The following is a 23059-nucleotide window of genomic DNA, read 5'->3' as shown; positions in this document are numbered from 1 at the left end:
GATTCAAATCCTGAAGAATTAGTCTAAATTTGTTTTCCTTTAAGTACTTTGATTGCTGATCCTTCTGCTAAAAAAACAGAATCTGGCCGGGCATGATTTAAAAAGGCAAAATCTTTACCATAGTTTATTCCAAAATCGACGTTGATTTTATAACTTTTTACAGGATAGGTTTGCCAGCGCGGATGTTCTACCCCATACACAGCCGTTTTGTTATGACCAATTTTGGTGTAACCCCAGTAATGCTCGGTGATAAATTCCTCTTCGCTGCCAGGCGTAATTTCTTCTGCCTGAGCATGGGCGATTACCTCAAAACTATTCCATGTTTTATTTTTCCAAAGATAATCTACTTCAAGCTGGTTTTCCTGCGTTATCCAAACATGCCTCATTGGCAAAGTTTGATAATTTTCTTTATAAATGGTATTGGCAACAAATGTTATTGCGGGCAAAGGAACAATTTCTTTAATAAAAACAACTCCCCTTTTCCATTCTTCGCCATCTTGATAGCGAACATAAAAGCGCAGGTTAACTTCCTCAAAATTAGTATGGAGTGGAATACTAAAGCCTCGTAACTTTACATTTTTAAACATAAAACCAACTAAGCTAACATAGTATTTCCCATCCCAGGTATCTAGTTCGGTATGCGGAGGAAGATATTTCAAAAGAATTTTTTGATCTACAGTATATTGCGCAAGTGCTAACTTTCGCCATTCTGCAGTTAAGAAAATCCCTTTGTTTGCTGCCATTATATAACAGCTTGCCTTAAACGAATTAATTTAACCAAGGTTTCTTCGAGTAAATCTAAGTGAAGCATGTTAGCACCATCTGATTTGGCATTTGCAGGATCTGGATGCGTTTCGATAAATAAACCGTCAGCACCTACTGCAATAGCTGCTTTGGCAATGGTAGAGATCAGTTCGGGTTTACCGCCGGTAACTCCACTGCTTTGATTGGGTTGTTGTAAACTATGTGTACAATCCATTACCACAGGTACGCCAAAACTTTGCATCTCGGGTAAGCCACGATAATCGACAATCAGATCCTGATAACCAAAGGTGTTTCCACGGTCGGTTAAGATCACTTTATTGTTCCCTGCCTCTTTTACCTTTTCAACCGCAAATTTCATAGAACCAGCTGATAAAAACTGACCTTTTTTTACATTTACTACCTTTCCGGTTTCAGCAGCAGCGATTAACAGGTCGGTTTGGCGGCATAAAAATGCAGGAATCTGCAATACATCTACATAAGCAGCAGCCATGGCTGCTTCACCGCTTTCGTGTATATCGGTAACGGTGGGTACACCAAATTCTCTTCCAATCCTTTCTAAAATGCGTAAAGCTTTTTCATCACCAATACCCGTAAACGAACTTCCTTTGCTCCGGTTCGCCTTACGGTACGAACCTTTAAAAATATATGGAATCTGTAATTTATCGGTAATGGTAATAATCTTATCAGCGATTCTCATGGCAATATCTTCACCTTCAATAGCGCATGGACCCGCCATTAAAAAGAAATTTCCCGAATCTGTATTTTTTAATTTATCTAAATAGTTAAACATGTGTAATGGAAGCTGTAAAATGGGTAATGGAAAAATAATATATTATGGAAGATGGATAATGGAAGATGGATAATGGAAGTATGAAAATGGGAAAAACAACGGGATACATTATCCATGTTACTTCTCCCATCTTACATCAATTTCCTAGTTCCGACATAAATTTAATCCGCATCAATTGAATTTCTTCGCGGGTATAATCGGTTTCGCCCAGTTCATTAAGTGCTTCATCTATAGAATCGCTTTCAGCTGCTCTGAAATAATCAAAAACTTCATCCTGCCGATCATCATCAATTACTTCATCAATAAAATAGTTGAGGTTGAGTTTCGTGCCCGAATTTACGATTGATTCTACTTCTTTCAGGATTTCTTCATAAGTGATGCCTTTTGAATCGGCAATGTCTTCCAAGCCAATCTGCCTGTCGATATTTTGAATGATCGAAACTTTCATCTGCGATTTATTGGCCTGCGTTTTAATAATCAGATCAATAGGACGTTCGATATCATTATCTTCTACATATTTTTTGATCAGCTCAATAAAAGGCGTACCAAATTTCATTGCTTTGCCCGAACCTACACCAGAAATCTGGCGAAGCTCTTCCATGGTAATGGGATAATGGGTACACATCTCCTCTAAAGATGGGTCCTGAAAAACCACAAATGGTGGAACACTCTTTTGTTTGGCAATTTTTTTACGCAGCTCTTTCAGCAATGATAAAAGATGGGTATCTAAAGCACCTGTACCTTGTTTTACATCATCATCATCGTCGTCGGTGCCATTGTCTATTGGTTCATTTAATATGAATTTAAGGCTGTAAGGATTAACGATGAAATCTTTCCCCTGCTTGGTTAATTTTAATAAGCCATAATTATCGATATCCTTAAAAAGGTAATTATTTAGAACAGCCTGGCGGATAATTGATTTCCACATCAACTCACCGTCTTCTTTGCCAATTCCAAACTCAGGAACCTTACTATGCTCATAAGCAATAGTTTGGGCCGTTTCCAGACCTAAAAAAACGTTTAACAGGTGTGCATCGTCGAATTTCTCTCCGGATTTCTCGATAAACTTTAATAAGGTAGATAACTGACTTTCCACTTCAAACTGTTTCTTAGGCTTTTTGCAATTGTCGCACATGCAGTTACAGCCCGTTTCGTTAAAGTTTTCGCCAAAATAGTGAAGAATCTGCTTACGACGGCAAACGCCAGATTCGGCATAATCAATCACTTCTTTTAATATTTGTGTACCAATCTCTCTTTCAGATACGGGCTTATCCTTCATAAACTTGGCCAGTTTATCTACATCTTTCTGAGAGTAGAAAGCAATGCACACGCCTTCTCCGCCATCACGTCCGGCCCGGCCCGTTTCCTGATAATACCCTTCCATACTCTTAGGCACATCGTGGTGGATGACAAATCGAACATCTGGTTTGTCTATCCCCATACCAAAGGCAATGGTTGCCACAATTACCTCCGCATCCTCCATCAAAAATTTATCTTGGGTTTCGGCCCTAACCTTTGGATCCAGGCCTGCATGATATGGTAAAGCACTGATCCCATTAAGGTTTAAAGCTTCGGCTACTTCCTCTACCTTTTTGCGGCTCAGGCAATAAATAATTCCTGATTTACCCGGATTAGACTTGATATATTTTATAATTTCTTTGGTGATGTCTTTTTTAGGGCGGATTTCGTAAAATAAGTTTGGCCGGTTAAATGAGGATTTAAATAACGTGGCTTCCGTCATCCCCAGGTTCTTCATAATATCCTGCTGTACTTTCGGTGTAGCGGTTGCGGTTAATGCAATAATCGGAATATTATTTCCCAGTCCTGCAATAACCTGCTTGATCTTACGGTATTCAGGTCTGAAATCGTGTCCCCATTCAGAGATGCAATGTGCCTCGTCAACGGCAACAAAAGAGATTTTAATCAGATTTAAAAATTCAATATTATCCTGTTTTGCCAAAGACTCCGGCGCAACATACAATAATTTAGTCTGACCGCTCAGGAGGTCAGATTTAACTTGAGTAATTTCCGATTTGTTTAAGGATGAATTAAGGAAGTGGGCAATACTGTCATTTCCACCAAAAGCCCTTAATTGGTCTACCTGGTTTTTCATTAATGCGATCAATGGAGAAATCACAATTGCCGTTCCCTCGCTCATTAAAGCGGGCAACTGATAGCAAATAGACTTCCCTCCGCCTGTGGGCATAATAACAAACGTATTATTGCCTTCTAAAATATTGGTAATGATCGACTCCTGATCACCCTTGAAATTATCAAACCCGAAGAAATTTTGTAGGTTATCAAATAACGACTTTTTCACGTCCATTTTGTGTAATAAAATATGCGATGCTATTTTTGTATCCAAAATAACATAATTTTACAAGAATTTCAAGTATTAACAAACAATTTTTTTCTCTTTGAAAAGTAAAAAATCCATAATCCAATCAGCTATAGGCACTTTAGAGCTTGAAGCGGCGGCAATATTAAATGTTGCAAAGAATATCAACGACGATTTTGAAAAGGTCGTATCAAGCATTTTAAATGGTAAAGGACGGGTAATTGTAACGGGTATAGGCAAAAGTGCTATTATTGCGCAAAAAATGGTTGCTACTTTTAATTCAACTGGTACACCCGCCATTTTTATGCATGCTGCAGATGCGATCCATGGTGATTTGGGGATGATCCAGGCGGATGATATCATCATTTGCCTTTCCAAGAGTGGAAATACGCCTGAAATTAAAGTGCTTACTCCCTTATTGAAAACAGCTGGCAATCTGCTGATTGGCATGGTTGGCGAACTGAATTCTTTTTTGGCAGAGCAGGCCGACCTGATTTTGAATACGGCTTTCGAAAAGGAAGCCTGTCCGAATAATTTGGCGCCAACAACGAGTACAACTGCTCAGTTGGCATTGGGCGATGCTTTAGCCATTTGTTTGTTGGAGTGCAGGGAGTTTAACGAATCTGATTTTGCTAAGTATCATCCAGGCGGATCTTTAGGAAAAAAACTATATTTAAAAGCACGCGATTTAGCCTTATCCAACGAAAAACCGGCTATACATCCCTCTGCATCAGTTAAAGATGTATTGATAGAAATTAGTAAAAACCGTTTGGGTGCCGTTGCTGTTGTAGATACCGACGATAAGGTGCTTGGGATTATTACCGATGGTGATATTAGGCGGATGTTGGAAAATAACAATACCATTGCAAACTTAAAAGCGGAAGATATTATGGGTAAAACGCCAAAGAGCATACAGTTTGATGCTTTAGCCGTTGATGCCCTGGGTATTATTAAACAAAATAATATCACCCAGTTGTTGGTTCTGGAACAAAATACTTACTTTGGCATCATCCATTTACACGATCTTTTAAATGAAGGCATTGTGTAATTTTAAACTATAAAATGAATAAAAACTATTATGCATTAATTATGGCCGGTGGCGTTGGAAGCCGTTTTTGGCCAGTTAGTAGAACAGAATACCCGAAACAGTTTATCGATTTTTTCGGTGTGGGTAAAACACTGATTCAGAGTACTTATGAAAGATTTTTAAATATCTGTCCTCCGGAAAATATATTTATCGTTACCAACGAAATTTATACTGATCTGATTAAAAAGCAACTGCCTCTTTTAACAGACAACCAGATTTTAGCTGAACCTTTGATGAGAAATACAGCACCTTGTATCGCTTATGGAAGTTTAAAAATCGCAGAACTAAATCCTGACGCAACTATTGTAGTAGCGCCTTCAGATCATACCATTGCCAATATTGACGGTTTTGTGGCCTCTATTGAGCAATCTTTAGAAGCGGCATCCAGAAATGATTGTTTAATCACTTTGGGGATTAAACCAAACCGTCCTGATACGGGTTATGGTTACATTCAGCATACTGATTATGTGCTTAATACCGATACCGATCTGCATAAAGTTAAAACCTTTACCGAAAAGCCAAATTTAGAACTGGCAAAATCATTTTTGCAGAGTGGTGATTTTTTATGGAATGCAGGCATTTTTATCTGGTCGGCTAAAGCGATTTTAAGCGCTTTTGAAAAACACCTACCAGATATGTATGAAATATTTAACGTTGGAAGAAATGAATTAAATAAAGCCCGAGAAAAGGATTTTATCAATAATGCCTATCTTCAATGTACCAACATTTCGATAGATTTCGGAATTATGGAAAAGGCAGAGAATGTTTATGTCCTTCCATCTGATTTTGGATGGTCTGATTTAGGCACCTGGGCCTCTATTTATGAAATGGCTGAAAAAGATTATGTGGGTAATGCCGTTATTCCTTCAGAACAGGTGCTGATGTTCGACTCGTCGAATTGTATGGTAAATGTTCCAAAAGACAAACTGGTGATTTTGCAAGGATTGCACGATTACATCGTGGTTGAAAACAATAACATGCTCATGATCTGCTCCAGAAACGAAGAACAAAAAGTTAAAGAATTTGTTGCTGAAGTCAAATCCAGATTTGGAAACAAGTTTATATAAAGATTGATGATGTTAGATGTAAAATGGATGATGTGGCATTGTTCCATCATTCATTTTACATTTAAACGTTTGTAAAAATCCTGAAACAAGTTCGGGATGACGAATTTTGATGAGTTGAAACAAATTCCATCATCCATTTTACATCCTCCATCCTACTTCCCTCTCTGCCTAACTGCTTCGTATAAAATCACTCCGGCAGCTACCGAAACATTTAATGATTCAATTTTTCCGGCCATTGGTATTTTAGCTAAATGATCAGCTACCCTTAAAAGATCGTTAGAAATGCCTTCATCTTCTGAGCCCATTACAATTGCCGTAGGCATGGTATAATCCGGTGTATAAATAAAATCATTGGTTTTTTCAGTGCAGGCAACGATTTGTAGACCACTGTCTTGTAAAAATAAGCAGGTTTTATGGAGGTTCGCGTGGCGGCAAATTGGGATGCTGAATAATGCACCTGCAGAGGTTTTAATCGCATCAGCATTGATCTGCGCGGCGTTTTTTAACGGAACAACTATGGCATGAACACCCACGCAGGCAGCTGTACGTGCTATTGCACCCATGTTGCGAACATCAGTTACACTATCTAGAACCAAAATTAATGGCACTTCGCCTTTTTCAAAAACAGCAGGAATAATGTCTTCAATATTTTGATAGGTAATCGGAGAAATTACAGCAATTATACCTTGATGGTTTTTCTGCGACATGCGGTTCAGTTTCTCCACCGGAACCGGGTTTAAAGGTATTAAAGTATCTTTTAGAAGGGCTTTCAGTTCCAGAAAGAGTTCGCCTCCCAGACCGCGTTGCTGATAAATGGTTTCAATGTCTCTTCCTGCTTTAACGGCTTCTATTACGGCCCTGATGCCGAATACAAACTCATTATTCTCTTTTGCGCGTTGCGGTCTTCTAAAATTATCCATGTTTCGAAATTGTTAGGCAAAAGTATTCAAATAAAATGTTTTGACCCTAAACAATGTGTAGCTTATTAACATTTAATTGTTTAAAAATTTTACGTCTTTATAAATTCGATAAAATTTAATCTGATTAGGCTTCAATTTGTTAACAAACGGCTAGTAACTAATTCAAACAACCCCATCAAAATTTGATTACTTTTGTAGAATGAGTATCGATAATGAACAAGGCGGAAAGAACAGCATGACTGCTAGGAAAAGCAGATTAAGTAATACCATAAGTTCGCAGGGGAAAATACCCCCACAGGCGTTAGACCTGGAAGAAGCCGTTTTAGGTGCATTGATGCTCGAAAAAGATGCCTTATCAGCGGTAATTGACGTTTTAAAGCCAGAAGTTTTTTACAATATCGCGCACCAGAAAATCTTTGAGGCGATCCATATTCTGTTCCAGAAATCGAAACCGGTAGATATTTTAACCGTAACCGCCGAGCTTCGTACTTTAGGTGCATTAGAAATGGTTGGTGGTGCTTATTACATCACCCATTTAACCAACCGTGTTGCTTCAGCAGCAAATATCGAATTTCATGCGAGGATTATATCCCAAAAATATATTCAGCGCGAACTGATCAGGATTTCAACGGAGATCATTACCAATGCATACGAAGATACCACGGATATTTTTGACTTATTGGATCAGGCTGAAAAAGGACTTTTTGAAATCGCCCAGAATAACCTGCGTAGAGATACTCAGAAGATGGACGATATCGTTAAACAATCGCTGGCCACACTAGAGGAACTTCGTACCAAAACCGATGGTTTAACAGGCGTGCCAACAGGTTTTACCGGACTAGACCGGATTACCGGCGGATGGCAAAAACAGGATCTGGTTATCATTGCTGCCCGTCCGGCGATGGGGAAAACCGCTTTCGTATTAACCTGTGCGCGTAACGCTACCGTTGATTTCCAAAGACCTTGCGTGGTATTCTCTCTTGAGATGTCTTCCGTTCAGCTGGTTAATCGTTTAATTTCAGGAGAAGCGGAAATTGAGCAGGAAAAAATCAGAAAAGGGAATTTACAAGAATGGGAATGGCAACAGTTACATAGTAAAATTGGCCGTTTAACCGAAGCTCCCCTATTAATTGATGATACACCTGCATTGAATATTTTTGAGTTCAGGGCAAAATGCCGAAGACTAAAATCACAATACGATATCCAGTTGGTTATCGTCGATTATTTGCAGTTAATGCATGGTAAAGGCGAGGGAAAAGGCGGAGGTAACCGTGAACAGGAAATCGGTAGTATTTCAAGGGCTCTGAAATCGGTTGCAAAAGAACTGGATGTTCCGGTGCTGGCGCTGTCGCAGTTAAGTCGTGCGGTAGAAAGTAGGCCTGGTTTGCAAGGTAAGCGTCCGATGTTATCCGATCTACGTGAGTCGGGTTCCATTGAGCAGGATGCGGATATGGTGTTGTTTTTATACCGTCCAGAGTATTATGGTATTACCGAAGATGAGCAAGGAAGATCGCAGGCCGGTATCGGTGAGGTAATCATCGCCAAACACCGTAATGGTGAAACCGGAATCGTACCACTTAAATTCGTAGGTAAATTCGTGAAATTCCAGGATCTGGAGGATGATTTTAATGCGCCGCCAAGCTCGTTTGCTGCCGATCCTTCTGCCGGAATGTATCCGTCTCAGGATTTTGAAAAACAAAGCAATGTGATTATCCGTCCTTCAAAAATGGATGATTATAATGATGATGATCCACCTTTTTAGGAAATTCCACACGACCTAAACTGCTCCAAAATCTTGATGTCACACCTATGATTTTTGTGAGATAATTATTACTCTTGGGCGACAGACTTCAATAGATTGATCTTTATTTCTGCGTAGGCGGGAATCTTAATCTTTAGGCTTATGGCATTAAGATTATCTTCGATGGGCACTCCGTGGTTCCCATCCGATAGCTATCGGATCAGGTTGGGAATGACGACCCCACATAATGTGTCAATTCATCTAAACTCCCCTGTCATTCATGTTTTTTTTCTGCAATAAACTACATAGAGCATAGCAAAAAGTATTTCAGTTATAATAAAAGGCCAAATAATGGTCAATGGCGCGAAAACCGGCCTGATAGCAGAGCATTAACCGATTTAAACCTGATAAAACGAATGCTCCCGATCCTTCATCGGAGCAGCAGTGATAGCGGGAGCACATTAACCCATGGTGTACTGTACCTGCTTTCCAAATTCTAAATCCTTTTTTATAGGGCCAATCAGTAATCTATCCACTGGTACTAAAGTAAATACCCAACCAGGATTCCAGCCAATACTATAATTGGCGGGCTTACCTTAGTGAAATTAAGCAATAGGAACGTAGTAAGCATAATGCCTAAAAACAGCCAGTTAAAGCCCATGGGTATCAACAACAGTATGAAAGCGGCAATAATAAATCCAACACTAACGGCATTGATTCCTGAAAGGCTATGTCGGATTCTGGAGATTTTTTTCAGATCGTCCCAAAAGGGAACAATAAATAAAACAAGGATAAGGCCAGGCAAATTAATCCCGATTACGCCGATCAATCCTCCTAAAATCTGCCCCCATAAGCCATATCCAAAATTCTTCATGCTTAATGCGCCCAAATAGCTGGTAAAAGAAAATGTTGGACCAGGTAAGGCTTGCTGCAGCGCAAAACCAGACAAAAAGCCAGATGAAGGCAGGTACTGTTTCATCTCTACAAATTCGGTAAACATTAAGGGAACAAGCACCTGCCCTCCTCCAAAAACCAATATTCCGTTACGGTAAAAGTTTTCCAGTAAACGGATCGGTAAACTAAAAGGAGAAGTTCTGTTTATAATGGCCCCTACCAATGCAAACAACAGCAAAGCACCGAGGAAGTAAACCAGTTTTCGGGGATTGATATTTGAAAACAGTTTAACCCTTAGCTCTGTTTCCTCTTTTGGCGTTTCAATCGCGGAAGAGATCATGCCGCCGATTAATATCGACAATGGAAATACATAGGCATTTCTTAAAACCAATGTGGCAATAATCGAGGCAATGGCCAAAAATATAGAAACCTGTGAGGACAAAACCTTTTTGCCCAGTTTCCATGCGCCATAAGCTACAATACCCAGCGCTATGGGCTGGATATATTCTAAAACATAGCTAAACTTTTCTTTTTGATCAAGTAGAGCATAACTAATTGCTGCAAAAGTCATGATCGTTGCGGTAGGTAAGATCCAGATTAGGAAAGTAATAATGGCCAGTTTAAGCCTTCCCACTTTCCAGGCTATTCCAACCAAGGTTTGTGTTGATGACGGACCAGGGAGTACCTGTGCCAGTGCATTTAACTCTAAAAGTTCCTCTTCTGAGATAAATTTGGCACTCTGAACAAAATATTTAAGCAATAAAGACAGATGCGCCTGTGCCCCACCAAAAGAAGTGAAGGTAAAAAAGATAACATTCCGGATAAACAGCCACTGCTTTTTGGCAGCGATAGGTTTGTTTTGCATTAATTTAAATTGATAATGGTGAACTGAAAAATGACCTAGTCATCTTCATAATCTAATCCGGCAGCGGTATTATACGCACCCTGTAATTCTGAAAAAGCATGCATATCTCTTTTGTTTCGAGCTATTTGCATCCCCTTTTGGTAAATTTCGATTGCTTTCTCTTTTTGATGATCTCTTTCCAGTAACTTGCCTAAATGATAGTAGGTTCCTACATAATCAGGATGTTTATCGGTTAACTGAAGGTAAAAAGAATAGGCTTTTTCTTTATCATTTTGAGCGTTATACTCTGTGGCTAAGGCATATAATATAAATGGATCGTTAGGATCACTTTCTAAAAATTCCAATAACTTACTTAAACGGGTAGATGACATTTTATTTCCTTGCTTTTTTAATTAAATTTGCAGAAAGACCTTATATAATAATCATATCGTATATGGACTGGTCAATTGCTAAACAATTTTAGTTTGAGATCGTTCATAACAATAAAACCACTATTAACATATGAAAATATTAGTTTGTATCAGTAACGTGCCAGACACGACGACAAAAATAACTTTTACTAATGATAATACCGAATTCAATACGTCAGGAGTTCAATATATTGTTAACCCTTACGATGAAATTGCGTTATCGCGTGCAATTGAGTTAACCGAAGGTGGGAAAGGAACGGTAACTGTGATCAATGTTGGCGAAGCAGCTAATGATCCAACTATCAGAAAAGCTCTCGCCATTGGTGCCGATGATGCGGTTCGCGTAAATGCAGCGCCCAGAGATGCTTATTTTGTGGCTAAACAGATAGCAGCATATGCAAAAGATAAAGATTTTAATCTCATTTTAACAGGTCGCGAATCAATCGATTATAATGGTAATCAGGTTGCCGCGATGGTTGGCGAATTTTTAGATATTCCTTCGGTATCAATTATCAAAAAATTGGATATTGATGGCGATACGGCAACAATTGAACGTGAAATTGAAGGCGGTAAAGAGGTTTTAACCGTTTCGGGCAAATTTATTGCCAGCTGTGCAGAGGGGGTTGCAGAACCTAAAATTCCAAATATGCGTGGCATTATGAGCGCCAGGACCAAACCGTTGAATGTGGTGGATGCGGTTGATTCTGAACAGGTAACTAAAGTAATCAGATATGAAACCCCAGCTCCGCGTGGGACGGTAAAGTTAATCCCTGCTGATCAAACAGAATCATTAATAAACCTTTTACATAGCGAAGCTAAAGTAATTTAGTCAATTGGCAGGTTGCCAGTTTATAAAGAGATAATAAATAGAATATTTCATTAAAATAAAGTCCCCTCTAAGGGGGTTCAGGATAAATATGTCAGTATTAGTATATGTAGAACACGCTGAAGGAAAATTTAAGAAATCTGTTTTTGAAGCCGTTTCTTATGCCAAAGCCATTGCCGATCAACAATCAACCAATTTAACTGCAATTTCTATTGGAGATGTTGCCGAGAGTGAATTAAAGGAATTGGGGAAATATGGTGCATCAAAAGTCTTAAACGTAAGTGCCGATCAATTAAAAACCTTTGTAAATCAGGCTTACGCCAGTGTTATCGCTTCAGCTGCCGAAAAAGAAGGTGCTGATATTATTGTATTGTCTAACTCTTTCTCTGGTAAAGGTTTGGCACCGCGTATTGCAGTAAAACTTAAAGCAGGTTTGGCTGATGGTGCAGTAGAATTACCAAGTACTGATGGAAAGTTTTCGGTTAAGAAAACCGCTTTCTCTGGTAAAGCATTTGCAATTACCGAGTTAACATCTGCTAATAAAGTAATCGCTTTAAATCCTAATGCATTTGGTGTTAAAGAAAATGCTGCCGATGCTGCAATTGAAACCTTTACTGCAGATGTTAAACAGTCGGATTTAGGAACGGTAATAAAAGAGATTGTTAGGGCAACCGATAAAGTGTCTTTACCTGATGCAGAACTGGTCGTTTCAGCTGGTAGAGGTTTAAAAGGACCTGAAAACTGGGGAATGATTGAAGAATTGGCTGGTTTATTGGGTGCCGCAACAGCATGTTCCAAACCGGTGTCAGATGCAGACTGGAGGCCGCATTCAGAACACGTTGGTCAAACTGGTATTGCAATTAGTCCTAACCTTTATATCGCTATCGGTATTTCTGGCGCTATCCAGCATCTGGCGGGTGTGAGTTCATCAAAAGTGATTGTGGTGATCAATAAAGATCCGGAAGCACCTTTCTTCAAAGTGGCTGATTATGGTATCGTAGGCGATGCTTTTGAGGTTGTACCGAAATTAATTGAAGCATTAAAAGCACATAAGGGATAGTATCTTATAGACCTTATAGGTTTTTAAAACGGCGTAGCCCTCAATGAGGCCGTTAAAAACGTAAATATTCCGAATTAAACCTATGAGGTCTTACCACAAATATGAAAAAAGTTAAATTAGATATTGTAGGTTTATCTTACAGCCAGACTCAATCTGGTGCTTATGCCCTTGTTTTAGGAGAAGTAAACGGACGCCGGCGCCTGCCGATTATTATTGGCGCATTTGAAGCGCAGGCTATAGCGATAGAAATCGAGAAAATGACTCCTAGCAGGCCATTAACCCATGATTTGTTCAAATCAATGGCTGATACTTTTCATATCGATATCAAGGAGATTATCATCTACAATTTAGTTGATGGTGTTTTTTATGCAAAATTGATCTGTACTGATGGTAAAAATACCCATGAAGTTGATGCCAGAACATCCGATGCCATTGCTTTGGCCGTCCGGTTTAATGCCATGATTTACACTTATGAATTTATTTTGGCTTCTGCAGGGATCGTGATAGAAGGCAACGACTTTCTTTTCCTTGAGAATATGGACTCTATTGCCAAAGAACATGATAAAGATCATCTATCAAATTCAAGCCAGCAACAGGGTTTTGGTGATTTAACATTAGAAGAACTTCAGCAAAAATTGCAGGAAGCCATTGCTGAAGAAGCTTATGAAAAGGCCGCTAGATTGAGGGACGAATTGAATAAACGCAATAAATCGTAGTATCGGGCATATCAAAAATGATTTTCTGTTCAAATCTATTCCAATTTTTTCGTAAATCCCAATTATAAAAAGCTAAATTCTAAAATGAACCAGATTGTTTAAAATAATTTAGGTTCATTTTGGATTATCATTTAAAATAGTTCTATATTCAGCTTTTACTTTCAATCATTCAAACTAAACTATTATTATGAATGTTAAGTTTCGCTTAACGATAATGAGCTTCATGCAATTTTTTGTATGGGCGGCCTGGTTAATTACAATAGCAAATTATTGGTTTGGAACCAAACAATGGGATGGTGCAGATTTTGGAATCATTTTCTCTACTATGGGCATTGCATCGCTGTTTATGCCTACCATTACCGGTATTCTGGCTGATAAGTGGATCAATGCAGAAAAACTTTATGCCATTTTGCATCTCCTTTATGCCGCAACGATGTTTTATCTGCCACAGGTAAATGATCCGCATACTTTTTTCTGGGTAATATTGGTAGCCATGTGTTTTTATATGCCAACCATAGCCCTGAGCAATTCGATCAGTTATACCACTTTAAAAAACGGCAATTTTGATGTAATAAAAGACTTTCCGCCTATTAGGGTTTGGGGTACCATTGGGTTTATTGCCGCCATGTGGATTACCAATTTAACGGGTAATAAGGCCAGCGCCAATCAGTTTTATATTGCAGGTATAAGTGCCTCATTGTTGGGTTTATATTCTTTTACATTACCTGCTTGTAAGCCGTTAAACTTAATCAGCGACAAAAAAACATTTGCGCAAAAACTCGGACTTGAATCTTTCAAGCTTTTTGCCGACTACAAAATGGCGCTGTTTTTTATCTTTTCGATGTTTTTAGGAGCTGCATTGCAGTTAACTAATGCTTACGGTGATGTTTTCCTGGATGAATTTAAATTATTCCCGGTTTTTGCCGAATCATTTGTCATTAAATATTCTACTATCATTTTATCGATTTCTCAGGTTTCAGAAACACTTTTTATCCTGGCTATTCCTTTCTTTCTGAAAAGATTTGGAATTAAATGGGTTATTGCCATTGCCATGTTTGCGTGGGTGCTGCGTTTTGGTTTATTTGCCTATGGTGATCCATCAACCAATCTCTGGATGATTATCATTTCGTGCATAGTGTACGGCATGGCATTCGATTTCTTCAATATTTCGGGATCACTGTTTGTAGAAACCTCTACCGCGCCAAAAATCCGCTCTTCTGCACAGGGTTTGTTTATGATGATGACCAATGGCTTTGGTGCCGTGTTTGGCAGTTTGGTTTCAGGCTGGATGATTAGCCGTTTCTTTACCACATATTACCATACTATCGGTTCGCTTTCCAAATATGTAAAAAGTAAAGAAGACAATGTACATCTGCTAAAATTTCTTAAAGATAAAGGCATTGATGTATTACCTAACGGGGAACTGAGCAGAGCCCTTGATGTAAAAGACTGGCATAACATCTGGTTAACCTTTACCATCTATGTGCTCATTATTGCCATTGTCTTTGTTGTTACTTTTAAACATAAACATACCCGGGCAGAACTCGAAGTCATTAACCATTTATAATTCGCGATTAATCTCTTATGTCAGCCGGTAAATATAGAAAAGAACACAACTGTTTAAACTGCGGTGCTCATGTTGAGAAACATTATTGCAGCGATTGCGGTCAGCCAAATTTAGAGTTAAAAGAAAGTTTCTGGGCATTTATCAGCCATAGCGTAGCCCATTATTTTCATTTCGACAATAAGTTTTTTCAAACGCTGACCCCTCTCCTAACCAAACCAGGTAAAGTTACACTCGATTATCTGGCAGGAAAAAGAGCCCGGTATATTAATCCGGTGAGCATGTACATTTTTGTTTCCATCGTGTATTTTTTGGTAGTATACTCACCAAAACATGTAGAAAAAGATCCGGATGATGGTCATATCGGTATCGAAGAAAAAAAAGGTGCGGATGTTTCTGACAGTGTGAATAAAGCATTAAAGCTTACGGGTATATCTAAAGAAATTGCCAATAAAGCAACAAAATCAATTAATGAAGCAATTAGGAGAAAAGAATTTATAAAACTTGGCTTTGCCGAGCAAGAGAAGGAATTAAACAGGCTTAAGGCAGAAAATGCTAAACTGAAATCCGATTCCCTCTCCGATGTTATTGATGAATATAATGAAATCCATATCGGGAGAAATGATAGTACCTATGCCGCTTACCTGGCACGCCAGAAGAAATTGCCTCTTGCAGAACAGGATAGCTGGTATGATAGATTGATCAAAAAGAGAGCCATTACCATTGGAGAAAAATCGGAAGTGATCCAGGAAACCCTCGAACATAACCGGCCAAAACAATATTTTTTATTGATGCCGTTATTGGCCTGGTTTATTATGCTCAATTTCAGGAAAAACCACATCTATTATTTAGATCACCTGATTTTCACCATTCATGGTATGATGGTTTATTTTATTGTCTCCATTTTCACCCAGCCCATCATGAAACATGTGTTCGGAGAAGATTCTTTGTTGAGTAGTATTATTGAAATTGGAGTTACGGTATATCTGTTCTGGTATATGTTCAAAGCACTCACCGTATTCTATCAACGAAAAACCTGGAGCACCATTTTTAAAATATTTTGGATCTTGATTTTGTATGCTGTAGCATTCAAGCTCACTGAATTGGTGATGATCAATTTAATTTATTACGTAGCTATTTAGAATATTACGTCATCTCGATTGAAGCGCAGCGAAACGGAGAGATCTAATCAAAAGTGTTATCAAGACAGATTTCTCGACTTCGTTGCACTTCGCTCGAAATGACGGAACACGAGAAGCTTCGCGATAATGACAGAATTTAATAAAAAATTGAATTCATAAAAAAAAACCACCCGGATTTTGGGTGGTTTTTTTTATGGCTGTGAAAATTATTTTCTGTCTTTAAGTTCAACAAATTCCCTGTCGGTTTCGCCAACATAAATCTGACGTGGACGACCAATAGGTTCTTTATTTTCGTGCATTTCTTTCCATTGTGCAATCCATCCTGGTAAACGGCCTAAAGCAAACAGCACGGTAAACATTTCTGACGGGAAGCCTAATGCGCGGTAAATAATACCTGAATAAAAATCTACATTCGGATATAATTTACGGTCGATGAAATATTGGTCGGTTAACGCTGCTTCTTCCAGTTTTTTAGCGATTTCCAAAATCGGATCATCAATGCCCAGGTTCTCTAAAATATCATCGCAAGCTTTTTTAATAATTTTAGCTCTTGGATCGAAGTTCTTGTAAACCCTGTGACCAAAGCCCATCATGCGGAACGGATCGTTTTTGTCTTTCGCTTTTGCAATCCATTTCTCCGTATCACCACCGTCAGCTTTAATCAACTCAAGCATATCAATCACAGCCTGGTTAGCACCGCCATGCAATGGTCCCCACAAAGCCGCAATACCAGCAGCAACCGAAGCATATAAGTTGCAATCAGATGAGCCTACGATACGAACAGTAGAAGCCGAACAGTTTTGCTCATGGTCTGCATGCAGAATCAGCAATTTATTCATGGCATTAACCACAATCGGGTTCACATCATAATCTTCAGTTCGCTGTCCAAAGGTCATCCAAAGGAAATTAGTTACGTAATCATATTTATTTTTTGGATAAATAAGCGGGTGACCTAATGATTTTTTATAAACGAAAGAAACAATAGTTGGAAATTTAGCCAGGAGTTTGATAATGGTTAAATTTTGCTCCTCTGCAGTTTGATTTGGTTTTAAGCATTCCGGATAGAATGTAGATAGAGAAAAAATCAACGAACCCAATTGTCCCATAGGATGCGATCTTGACGGATAACCATCAAAAAACTTCTTCATATCCTCGTGGATGAGTGTATGTTTGCTGATTTCGGCCTGAAGTTCCTCTAATTGGGATTGTGTTGGAAGATCACCATAAATAATCAGATAAATCACTTCCAAAAAACTTGATTTTGCGGCAAGTTCTTCAATAGCATATCCCCTATATTTTAAAATGCCTTTTTCACCATCTAAAAAAGTGATTTTACTTTTTGTAGAACCAGTATTTTTAAAACCAGTATCTAAAGTTACGAAGCCCGTTAAATCTCTTAATTTAGAAATATCAATGGCCTTTTCATCTTCTGTTCCTGTTATTACTGGCAATTCTACTGTCTTACCATCAACTTTTATCTCTGCAATATCTGACATATTATTGTATTGTGTTTATAGCTTTCTAAATTATATAAAATTAATATACATGCATAACAAATCTGTTAAATTAATATGAATAATTGGTCAAAATGACGTAACAATCATGCTTAATTTAAGCCATATTAGCACCTTTATTTTGCTTTAATCTCTTCGGCAACCCTTCCGCATTCTAACATCTCGTTCCCATAATAAGGGTTTTTAATTTCCTTTTCGATTGATAGCCAATCGCCTCCATCTCCTTTATTTGCCATTGGGCAATGTTGAACATAGATCGTACCTTTTTCTATTTCAGTATTTTTTAACAAAGCGATGATATCAGCACTTAAAGCTGTAAAGTCTTTTCGTTGCACAACCAGGTTATTGCTTGATGCAATTTTTTGCGCAATTTCTGCCGTTGGCTCACAGCCCTCGTAGGCAGCTAAACTGCTTTTTAATACGGCAGCAGTTTTTTGTGCATTTGCGGCATCAGATTTTACCAGTGCATTTTTTAAATCTACATAATTTGTAAATATGGCCAGTTTCCTTTCGTCTTTTATAGAAATCTCATTTTTCGCCGATACGGTATTCGTTTGAGCAGTATCTTTAGTTTCGGGAGATTTTTTATCCGCCTGGTTACAGGCCAATAAAATAGTCAATGTGGCTATTCCGAATATTCTTTTCATGGTATTTGGTTTTCCGCTCAAAATAGCAATTAAAATGGTAAATAAATAAAAAAGTCCCAATTTTCATCGGGACTCTAAAATTATATGATGTTTGAATTATAATTTGAAATTGTATGCTAGTCTCAATGCATACTGACCTGTTTTTCTGAAATAGGTTGCTGATGAACTATCATTCACATAACCTTCATATCTTACTCCTGCATCGAAACCACCGAACTCATATCCAAGGCCACCAGAATAAATAAAGTTCGTTTTACCACCATCTTTAATGGCAAAGCCTGCTCCCGCCTCAGTTGCCAAATACATTCTTTTAATCGGGAATACTTTAACACCACCTTTGGCCGGAATAAAATCAACGTCAATGGCGTTATTTTTTGCCATTAGTTTAGTATAACCACCTGACGCGGTAACGGCAACATATGGCGAAAGATCCCATTGCAATTTTAAATCAGCACCATAAGCATAGTCCATTGGTGATTGATCACGAAAGAGTCCACCGTTAACACCAACCCCTACTTTGAAAGCCATCCCTTTCGGAGCCGGATTTGGATCAGTTTCTGTCATGGTTTGCGCATTTAATGTAGTAGTTGCAAACACGGCAACCGCAGTAGCTGCTGTTGCGAAAATTTTAGTAATCGTTTTCATATTAGATAAAATTAAGTTAATACTAAGGTTTTGGTAGATATACGTAATATGATTTCATCCGGATTTAATATTTTCATTTTTTTCAGAAATAATCGTAAATAAAAAAAGCCCCGGCATTTGCCGGGGCTTTTTTTATGCGGTTGATGATCTTACAAACTAAATCCGTAAGCCAGGCGAATACCTGCGAAACCTATGCTACCATTATTGGAGTAACCTTCGTATTTTGCTGCTAAATCTAAACCGTTAGCCCAAGAGTATCCAATTGCTGGTGAATAAACAAATGAAGTACCACTGCCAGATTTTGTACCAAAACCAGCACCTAGTTCTGCTAAGCCATAAGCACCGGAACCCGAATCGTTAAAGAAATATTTAGCACCAGCTTTTACCGGAATTACACCAAAGCTTCCACCTCCGTATGAATCTTTAAGAGAAAAGTTATTGTAACCGGCGGTTACAGGAATTGATAATTGTTTATCTACATTAAATTGATATCTAATATCACCTCCTAGTACTAAACCATATCCGGTTGTTGTTCCTGCGCCAACATTTAAACCGATACCTAAATTTCTTGCTGAACTTTGTGCATTTGCATTAGTAGAAAAAAATAGAGCCACAACAGCTGCTGATGTAGCAATAATTTTTGTAATTGTTTTCATGTTTAAGATATTGTTTTTGAGTTAAAATAATATGAATCAATAAACACAAAGGTTGTGCCAAAGGGGCATTTTTGTAGTGATTTAGGGTGTAAAATAGTTTAAAATGATCTAATTGTGTAGATTTCCGATTAACTTAAACTTTATCAAGTATCAGTTGTTTTAACAGGTTGGTTGGTGCAGCCGCGTCGAGCCAGATAATCTCTATATTGTCTTTTTCCATTTTTCTAAAAAAGGTGTTTTGTCTTTTTGCATACTGGCAAATGGCGGTACCGAGTTTTAATTTTAATTCCTCAAAACTTAATAATCCATCAAGGTAATTCACGATAAATTTATATTCCAGTCCGTAGAAGATTAAAATTTCCTTGCTAATCCCTTCTTTTATTAATTGTTCTACTTCTTCTATTAAACCATCTTTGAACCTTTCGTTCAGTCTGCCTAGAATTTTGGCCCTGGTTGTTTCAATTTCGTTCTTCAATCCGAAAATAACCGGTTTGAGGGCCGGCCGGTCAACAGCTTCCAGTGTATGATGCTTCAAATAATCTGCAATCTCCAACGCGCGAATCAATCTTTTTTTAGATGATAGATCAACATGATCTTTTTTTTGAAATTTATCCTGCTGCAATTTTAAGATCAACTCTTCCTTTGATAATAAATCCAATAAATCTCTCAATGGTTGATTGACGGGAACAGCAGTATAAGTTTGGTTTTGCAAAAGGCTATGGATATACATTCCCGTTCCACCGCAAAGGATAGGCATGCTTTTTTTTTGCGTGATGGATGCAAAGGCCTGATAGAAATCATTTTTGAAAGCATCTACATGATAACGTTCGCCGGGTGATAAAATATCGATTAAATGATGTGGAATTGTCTTGCCGTTAATATGATAGTCCTGCAGATCTTTACCCGTGCCAATATCCATTCGTTTAAATACCTGACGGCTATCGGCACTAATAATTTCTCCATTTAAAGCGTCAGCTACACTTACGGCCAGCTTGGTTTTACCTGAGGCAGTTGCCCCTAAAATGATGATGAGATTATGCTGATCCATTAAAATTGAAGAATATATTTTAAACTTCCGGTATTAAACACGTTCTGCACAAAAGTTTGCTCATCTTTTTTGAGCCGACGATTTAGATTTTCATCCAGGTTGTAGATCTGCGGTTCCAAAATTGCCGTTTGCCTGAAACCTAATTTGATATAGGCCTCTCCTGCTGACCAGTCGCGGTCAGCATAAGTCATGAGGTCGTTAGGTTGATAGGTTGCGGCAAAGAATGAAATGAGTTTACTTAATCCACCTGTAATGGAGTAACCTGCTTTAACGGCAAACCTGATCAATTCTGCAGATTTATAATTTTCGGTATAGTTCATCTTGCGCAATGCCGAAAAAGTAGCAAGGGCTACAAGCTGATCTTTTTCAAATAAGCCAATTTTGTAACGGCTGGTTACCGCACCCTGCAAATGATTTTCGGCTAAAAAAGAATCAGCAACTGGTTTAGTAATCTTTGCGATTTTAGTTTTCCTACCGTGAATGCGGGTATTTCTACCCAGCAAAGATTTTATTCTTGATAAAACCTGGTCTGATTTTGATAACCAGAGATCTTCCCAAAGGTGAATAAGTCTAATACCTTGTCGATAATAACGCTCCTGCAGATCAATAAGGTCTTGTGGAATAAAGCTGTTTTTCAGGCAGACCAGGTGCAGGATAACCTGATGATCAATCCGCAGTAATTGAAATCTACCTTCTGTAAAAAAAAAGCACCCGATTTTGTGATCAGCAAGTGCCAAACTTAGTTGGTGGTGCCAGTTATCGTCAAAAGTTAAATTATTCAATCAGTAGGATCTTGTTCAGAAAAATATCTATCGCAAATTTAACCATCAGATGGTTAAATCCATTCTTTTTCTTTAAAGTTTGCGTGGACAATCTCTACTAAGGTTTCTACTTCTTTTAATTTAGTATCATCAAGGGCCGAAATTTTTAAGCCCGCTTGGTGATGGCCAAAATCACTTAAATTATGGTTTTCTGTAGAAAAATCTTCTGTATTTACTTTGACTTCAACAGCATCTCCATTAATATAAACACCTGCAAAAAAGCGCTCGGTTATTTTTTCTCCATCCAGTTCGATATTTTTTTCACTAAACAGATCATATCCGTTTTCGGAATTTTCATGTACCGTATATCCTTGAGTGGCATAGGGCTGTAATCCGGCTCTGATAGTCTGAAAAATTTCTACAAGATCAGTTTTCATATAGCATTTGATTTTAGCATTAAACACCGCAGTACAGTTATTGTTTAATTTTTATTCGTTAAGCCACCAATTTTCATTTGGCATATATTCAGTTAAAATAATGGTTTCGCCCAATTTTGGGGTAACCAGAAGGAGTTGTCTGGCTACTGCAGCGGAGACGACGCGTTCAATTGGCTCATTCCAGGGGTGCATCGCCAGGCTAAATTTCCCCCAGTGTACAGGCATTAAAAATTTTGCTTTTAAATCGATTGCAGCCTGGACCGTTTCTTCCGGAAACATATGGATGTATGGCCAGTAAGCATTGTACTGTCCGCACTCGAGCAAGGCTAAATCAAAAGGCCCATGCTCCTCGCCTATTTTGGCAAAATGTGTGTCATAACCCGAATCGCCACCTAAAAAAAGTCGGAAATTTGCCGTTTTCAATACAAAGGCCGACCAAAGCGTTTGATTTCTTTTAAACTTTCTCCCTGTAAAGTGCCTGGCCGGAACAGCTGTTAAATGGAGATTGTTAAACAATGTTATTGACTCATTCCAGTTCAGTTCATTTATCTTTTCTTTCTTGATTTTCCACCGCTCCAGATGTGAACCAACTCCAAGAGAGGTTACAATGCTTTTCACCTGTGGCGAAATTTTTAAGATACTCTCATAATCCAAATGATCATAATGATCGTGGGTAATGATGAGGACATCAATATTTTCAAATTCTTCAGCCTTTACCACGTCGGTACCTAAAAAAGCCTTACTCCCGATAAATGAAAATGGAGAAGGCGTTTTACTAAATATGGGATCAACCAGTACCCTTAAACCATTTATTTTAATCAGGTAAGATGAATGCCCAAACCAGATAATTTCAGGCAAATTGCCCTTAGTACTACCATTTACATTAGGCAAAATAGCTGGTAGCGCCTTACCTGGCACTTTATTGGAATGCTTTTCGAAAAAGAAAGCATTTAAAATTTTGAAAAAGCTTACACCTTCTGGCTGCATCGGCGTTACCGAAAGGTTTTGCAGTGCGCCATTCCGGTAGTTATTCTGACTGCGGATTTTTTCCAACCTTAATCCTCCTGGCAAACGACCAAAAACCGGTAGGTTGATGATTATAAGGAATATGGTGACGATAACAGATAAAACGTATAAGAAGATCATTTTTAGAATTCTGAGCAACC

The 23059-nt window shown here is 38.3% G+C and carries 22 protein-coding genes; 8 read left to right on the top strand and 14 right to left on the bottom strand.

The window, feature by feature from the left end:
• Positions 1-23 precede the first annotated feature (23 nt).
• The 3 genes from ACK1I8_RS08555 to recQ form a co-directional block, all read right to left on the bottom strand.
• Positions 24-743, bottom strand: a complete 720-nt coding sequence (locus tag ACK1I8_RS08555) for a YqjF family protein (RefSeq protein ID WP_412468913.1) — start codon at positions 741-743, stop codon at positions 24-26.
• A complete protein-coding gene (kdsA, locus tag ACK1I8_RS08550; RefSeq protein ID WP_412468912.1) occupies positions 743-1555 on the bottom strand; it encodes a 3-deoxy-8-phosphooctulonate synthase in 813 nt (270 codons plus the stop codon). Before kdsA ends, ACK1I8_RS08555 begins: the two co-directional genes overlap by 1 nt.
• A 136-nt stretch (positions 1556-1691) precedes the next feature.
• Positions 1692-3881 (bottom strand): DNA helicase RecQ, encoded by a 2190-nt coding sequence (gene recQ, locus ACK1I8_RS08545; protein WP_412469359.1) that lies wholly within the window; start codon positions 3879-3881, stop codon positions 1692-1694.
• A gap of 91 nt (positions 3882-3972) precedes the next feature.
• Between recQ and ACK1I8_RS08540 the strand changes: the two genes are divergently transcribed.
• Complete coding sequence (locus ACK1I8_RS08540) at positions 3973-4941, top strand: KpsF/GutQ family sugar-phosphate isomerase (RefSeq protein ID WP_412468911.1); 969 nt, start codon at positions 3973-3975, stop codon at positions 4939-4941.
• A gap of 14 nt (positions 4942-4955) precedes the next feature.
• Positions 4956-6047, top strand: coding sequence for a mannose-1-phosphate guanylyltransferase (locus ACK1I8_RS08535; protein WP_412468910.1), 1092 nt, complete (start codon positions 4956-4958; stop codon positions 6045-6047).
• 152 nt (positions 6048-6199) lie between these two features.
• Here the strand turns inward: ACK1I8_RS08535 and rlmB are convergent, their stop codons facing one another.
• The gene (gene rlmB / locus ACK1I8_RS08530; RefSeq protein ID WP_412468909.1) at positions 6200-6967 is read right to left on the bottom strand and encodes a 23S rRNA (guanosine(2251)-2'-O)-methyltransferase RlmB; all 768 of its coding nucleotides are present in this window, start codon (positions 6965-6967) and stop codon (positions 6200-6202) included.
• Between the two features lie 199 nt (positions 6968-7166).
• Here rlmB and dnaB point away from each other — a divergent pair, with 199 nt between their 5' ends.
• Positions 7167-8729, top strand: a complete 1563-nt coding sequence (gene dnaB, locus ACK1I8_RS08525; protein ID WP_412468908.1) for a replicative DNA helicase — start codon at positions 7167-7169, stop codon at positions 8727-8729.
• 520 nt (positions 8730-9249) lie between these two features.
• Here the strand turns inward: dnaB and chrA are convergent.
• Together chrA and ACK1I8_RS08515 are read right to left on the bottom strand one after the other, a co-directional pair.
• Positions 9250-10467 (bottom strand): chromate efflux transporter, encoded by a 1218-nt coding sequence (chrA, locus tag ACK1I8_RS08520; RefSeq protein WP_412468907.1) that lies wholly within the window; start codon positions 10465-10467, stop codon positions 9250-9252.
• Between the two features lie 35 nt (positions 10468-10502).
• A complete protein-coding gene (locus tag ACK1I8_RS08515; RefSeq protein ID WP_412468906.1) occupies positions 10503-10838 on the bottom strand; it encodes a tetratricopeptide repeat protein in 336 nt (111 codons plus the stop codon).
• A 130-nt stretch (positions 10839-10968) separates the two neighbouring features.
• On the opposite strand from ACK1I8_RS08515, the gene ACK1I8_RS08510 reads away from it, so the two are divergent.
• The 5 genes from ACK1I8_RS08510 to ACK1I8_RS08490 all read left to right on the top strand — a co-directional run bounded on the left by ACK1I8_RS08510 (position 10969) and on the right by ACK1I8_RS08490 (position 16185).
• The gene (locus ACK1I8_RS08510; RefSeq protein WP_412468905.1) at positions 10969-11706 is read left to right on the top strand and encodes an electron transfer flavoprotein subunit beta/FixA family protein; all 738 of its coding nucleotides are present in this window, start codon (positions 10969-10971) and stop codon (positions 11704-11706) included.
• Positions 11707-11794: 88 nt separating this feature from the next.
• Positions 11795-12763: an electron transfer flavoprotein subunit alpha/FixB family protein gene (locus ACK1I8_RS08505; protein WP_412468904.1), complete on the top strand. Its 969-nt coding sequence runs from the start codon at positions 11795-11797 to the stop codon at positions 12761-12763.
• 101 nt (positions 12764-12864) lie between these two features.
• On the top strand, positions 12865-13479 hold the full coding sequence (locus tag ACK1I8_RS08500; RefSeq protein WP_412468903.1) for a bifunctional nuclease domain-containing protein: 615 nt from the start codon (positions 12865-12867) through the stop codon (positions 13477-13479).
• Positions 13480-13666: 187 nt separating this feature from the next.
• Positions 13667-15046: a nucleoside permease gene (locus ACK1I8_RS08495; RefSeq protein WP_412468902.1), complete on the top strand. Its 1380-nt coding sequence runs from the start codon at positions 13667-13669 to the stop codon at positions 15044-15046.
• A 17-nt stretch (positions 15047-15063) separates the two neighbouring features.
• Positions 15064-16185: a DUF3667 domain-containing protein gene (locus ACK1I8_RS08490; RefSeq protein ID WP_412468901.1), complete on the top strand. Its 1122-nt coding sequence runs from the start codon at positions 15064-15066 to the stop codon at positions 16183-16185.
• 206 nt (positions 16186-16391) lie between these two features.
• On the opposite strand, the gene ACK1I8_RS08485 is transcribed toward ACK1I8_RS08490, so the two are convergent.
• The 8 genes from ACK1I8_RS08485 to ACK1I8_RS08450 form a co-directional block, all read right to left on the bottom strand.
• Positions 16392-17681 (bottom strand): citrate synthase, encoded by a 1290-nt coding sequence (locus ACK1I8_RS08485; RefSeq protein WP_412468900.1) that lies wholly within the window; start codon positions 17679-17681, stop codon positions 16392-16394.
• Between the two features lie 134 nt (positions 17682-17815).
• The gene (locus ACK1I8_RS08480; RefSeq protein ID WP_412468899.1) at positions 17816-18346 is read right to left on the bottom strand and encodes a DUF3347 domain-containing protein; all 531 of its coding nucleotides are present in this window, start codon (positions 18344-18346) and stop codon (positions 17816-17818) included.
• Positions 18347-18442: 96 nt separating this feature from the next.
• A complete protein-coding gene (locus ACK1I8_RS08475) occupies positions 18443-18991 on the bottom strand; it encodes a hypothetical protein (RefSeq protein ID WP_412468898.1) in 549 nt (182 codons plus the stop codon).
• Positions 18992-19140: 149 nt separating this feature from the next.
• Positions 19141-19647 (bottom strand): hypothetical protein, encoded by a 507-nt coding sequence (locus ACK1I8_RS08470; protein WP_412468897.1) that lies wholly within the window; start codon positions 19645-19647, stop codon positions 19141-19143.
• 133 nt (positions 19648-19780) lie between these two features.
• Positions 19781-20695, bottom strand: coding sequence for a tRNA (adenosine(37)-N6)-dimethylallyltransferase MiaA (miaA, locus tag ACK1I8_RS08465; protein ID WP_412468896.1), 915 nt, complete (start codon positions 20693-20695; stop codon positions 19781-19783).
• A complete protein-coding gene (locus ACK1I8_RS08460) occupies positions 20695-21477 on the bottom strand; it encodes a hypothetical protein (RefSeq protein WP_412468895.1) in 783 nt (260 codons plus the stop codon). Before ACK1I8_RS08460 ends, miaA begins: the two co-directional genes overlap by 1 nt.
• Positions 21478-21530: 53 nt before the next feature.
• Positions 21531-21893 carry a hypothetical protein gene (locus ACK1I8_RS08455; RefSeq protein ID WP_412468894.1) on the bottom strand — a complete coding sequence of 121 codons (363 nt, stop codon included), beginning with the start codon at positions 21891-21893 and terminating at the stop codon, positions 21531-21533.
• Between the two features lie 51 nt (positions 21894-21944).
• Entirely contained in the window at positions 21945-23039 is a 1095-nt protein-coding gene (locus ACK1I8_RS08450; RefSeq protein ID WP_412468893.1) for an MBL fold metallo-hydrolase, read from the bottom strand.
• Positions 23040-23059: the final 20 nt, after the last annotated feature.

The organism is Pedobacter sp. KLB.chiD, from assembly GCF_047040275.1.
GTDB lineage: Bacteria > Bacteroidota > Bacteroidia > Sphingobacteriales > Sphingobacteriaceae > Pedobacter.
Note: the sequence above shows the minus strand (reverse complement) of the source record. Positions and strands in the feature narration are given on the sequence as shown.

Coding starts and splice junctions, on each gene's coding strand:
- ACK1I8_RS08555 (WP_412468913.1), bottom strand. CDS start 743: ATGGCAGCAAACAAAGGGATTTTCTTAACTGCAGAATGGCGAAAGTTA.
- kdsA (WP_412468912.1), bottom strand. CDS start 1,555: ATGTTTAACTATTTAGATAAATTAAAAAATACAGATTCGGGAAATTTC.
- recQ (WP_412469359.1), bottom strand. CDS start 3,881: ATGGACGTGAAAAAGTCGTTATTTGATAACCTACAAAATTTCTTCGGG.
- ACK1I8_RS08535 (WP_412468910.1), top strand. CDS start 4,956: ATGAATAAAAACTATTATGCATTAATTATGGCCGGTGGCGTTGGAAGC.
- rlmB (WP_412468909.1), bottom strand. CDS start 6,967: ATGGATAATTTTAGAAGACCGCAACGCGCAAAAGAGAATAATGAGTTT.
- dnaB (WP_412468908.1), top strand. CDS start 7,167: ATGAGTATCGATAATGAACAAGGCGGAAAGAACAGCATGACTGCTAGG.
- chrA (WP_412468907.1), bottom strand. CDS start 10,467: ATGCAAAACAAACCTATCGCTGCCAAAAAGCAGTGGCTGTTTATCCGG.
- ACK1I8_RS08515 (WP_412468906.1), bottom strand. CDS start 10,838: ATGTCATCTACCCGTTTAAGTAAGTTATTGGAATTTTTAGAAAGTGAT.
- ACK1I8_RS08510 (WP_412468905.1), top strand. CDS start 10,969: ATGAAAATATTAGTTTGTATCAGTAACGTGCCAGACACGACGACAAAA.
- ACK1I8_RS08505 (WP_412468904.1), top strand. CDS start 11,795: ATGTCAGTATTAGTATATGTAGAACACGCTGAAGGAAAATTTAAGAAA.
- ACK1I8_RS08500 (WP_412468903.1), top strand. CDS start 12,865: ATGAAAAAAGTTAAATTAGATATTGTAGGTTTATCTTACAGCCAGACT.
- ACK1I8_RS08495 (WP_412468902.1), top strand. CDS start 13,667: ATGAATGTTAAGTTTCGCTTAACGATAATGAGCTTCATGCAATTTTTT.
- ACK1I8_RS08490 (WP_412468901.1), top strand. CDS start 15,064: ATGTCAGCCGGTAAATATAGAAAAGAACACAACTGTTTAAACTGCGGT.
- ACK1I8_RS08485 (WP_412468900.1), bottom strand. CDS start 17,681: ATGTCAGATATTGCAGAGATAAAAGTTGATGGTAAGACAGTAGAATTG.
- ACK1I8_RS08480 (WP_412468899.1), bottom strand. CDS start 18,346: ATGAAAAGAATATTCGGAATAGCCACATTGACTATTTTATTGGCCTGT.
- ACK1I8_RS08475 (WP_412468898.1), bottom strand. CDS start 18,991: ATGAAAACGATTACTAAAATTTTCGCAACAGCAGCTACTGCGGTTGCC.
- ACK1I8_RS08470 (WP_412468897.1), bottom strand. CDS start 19,647: ATGAAAACAATTACAAAAATTATTGCTACATCAGCAGCTGTTGTGGCT.
- miaA (WP_412468896.1), bottom strand. CDS start 20,695: ATGGATCAGCATAATCTCATCATCATTTTAGGGGCAACTGCCTCAGGT.
- ACK1I8_RS08455 (WP_412468894.1), bottom strand. CDS start 21,893: ATGAAAACTGATCTTGTAGAAATTTTTCAGACTATCAGAGCCGGATTA.
- ACK1I8_RS08450 (WP_412468893.1), bottom strand. CDS start 23,039: ATGATCTTCTTATACGTTTTATCTGTTATCGTCACCATATTCCTTATA.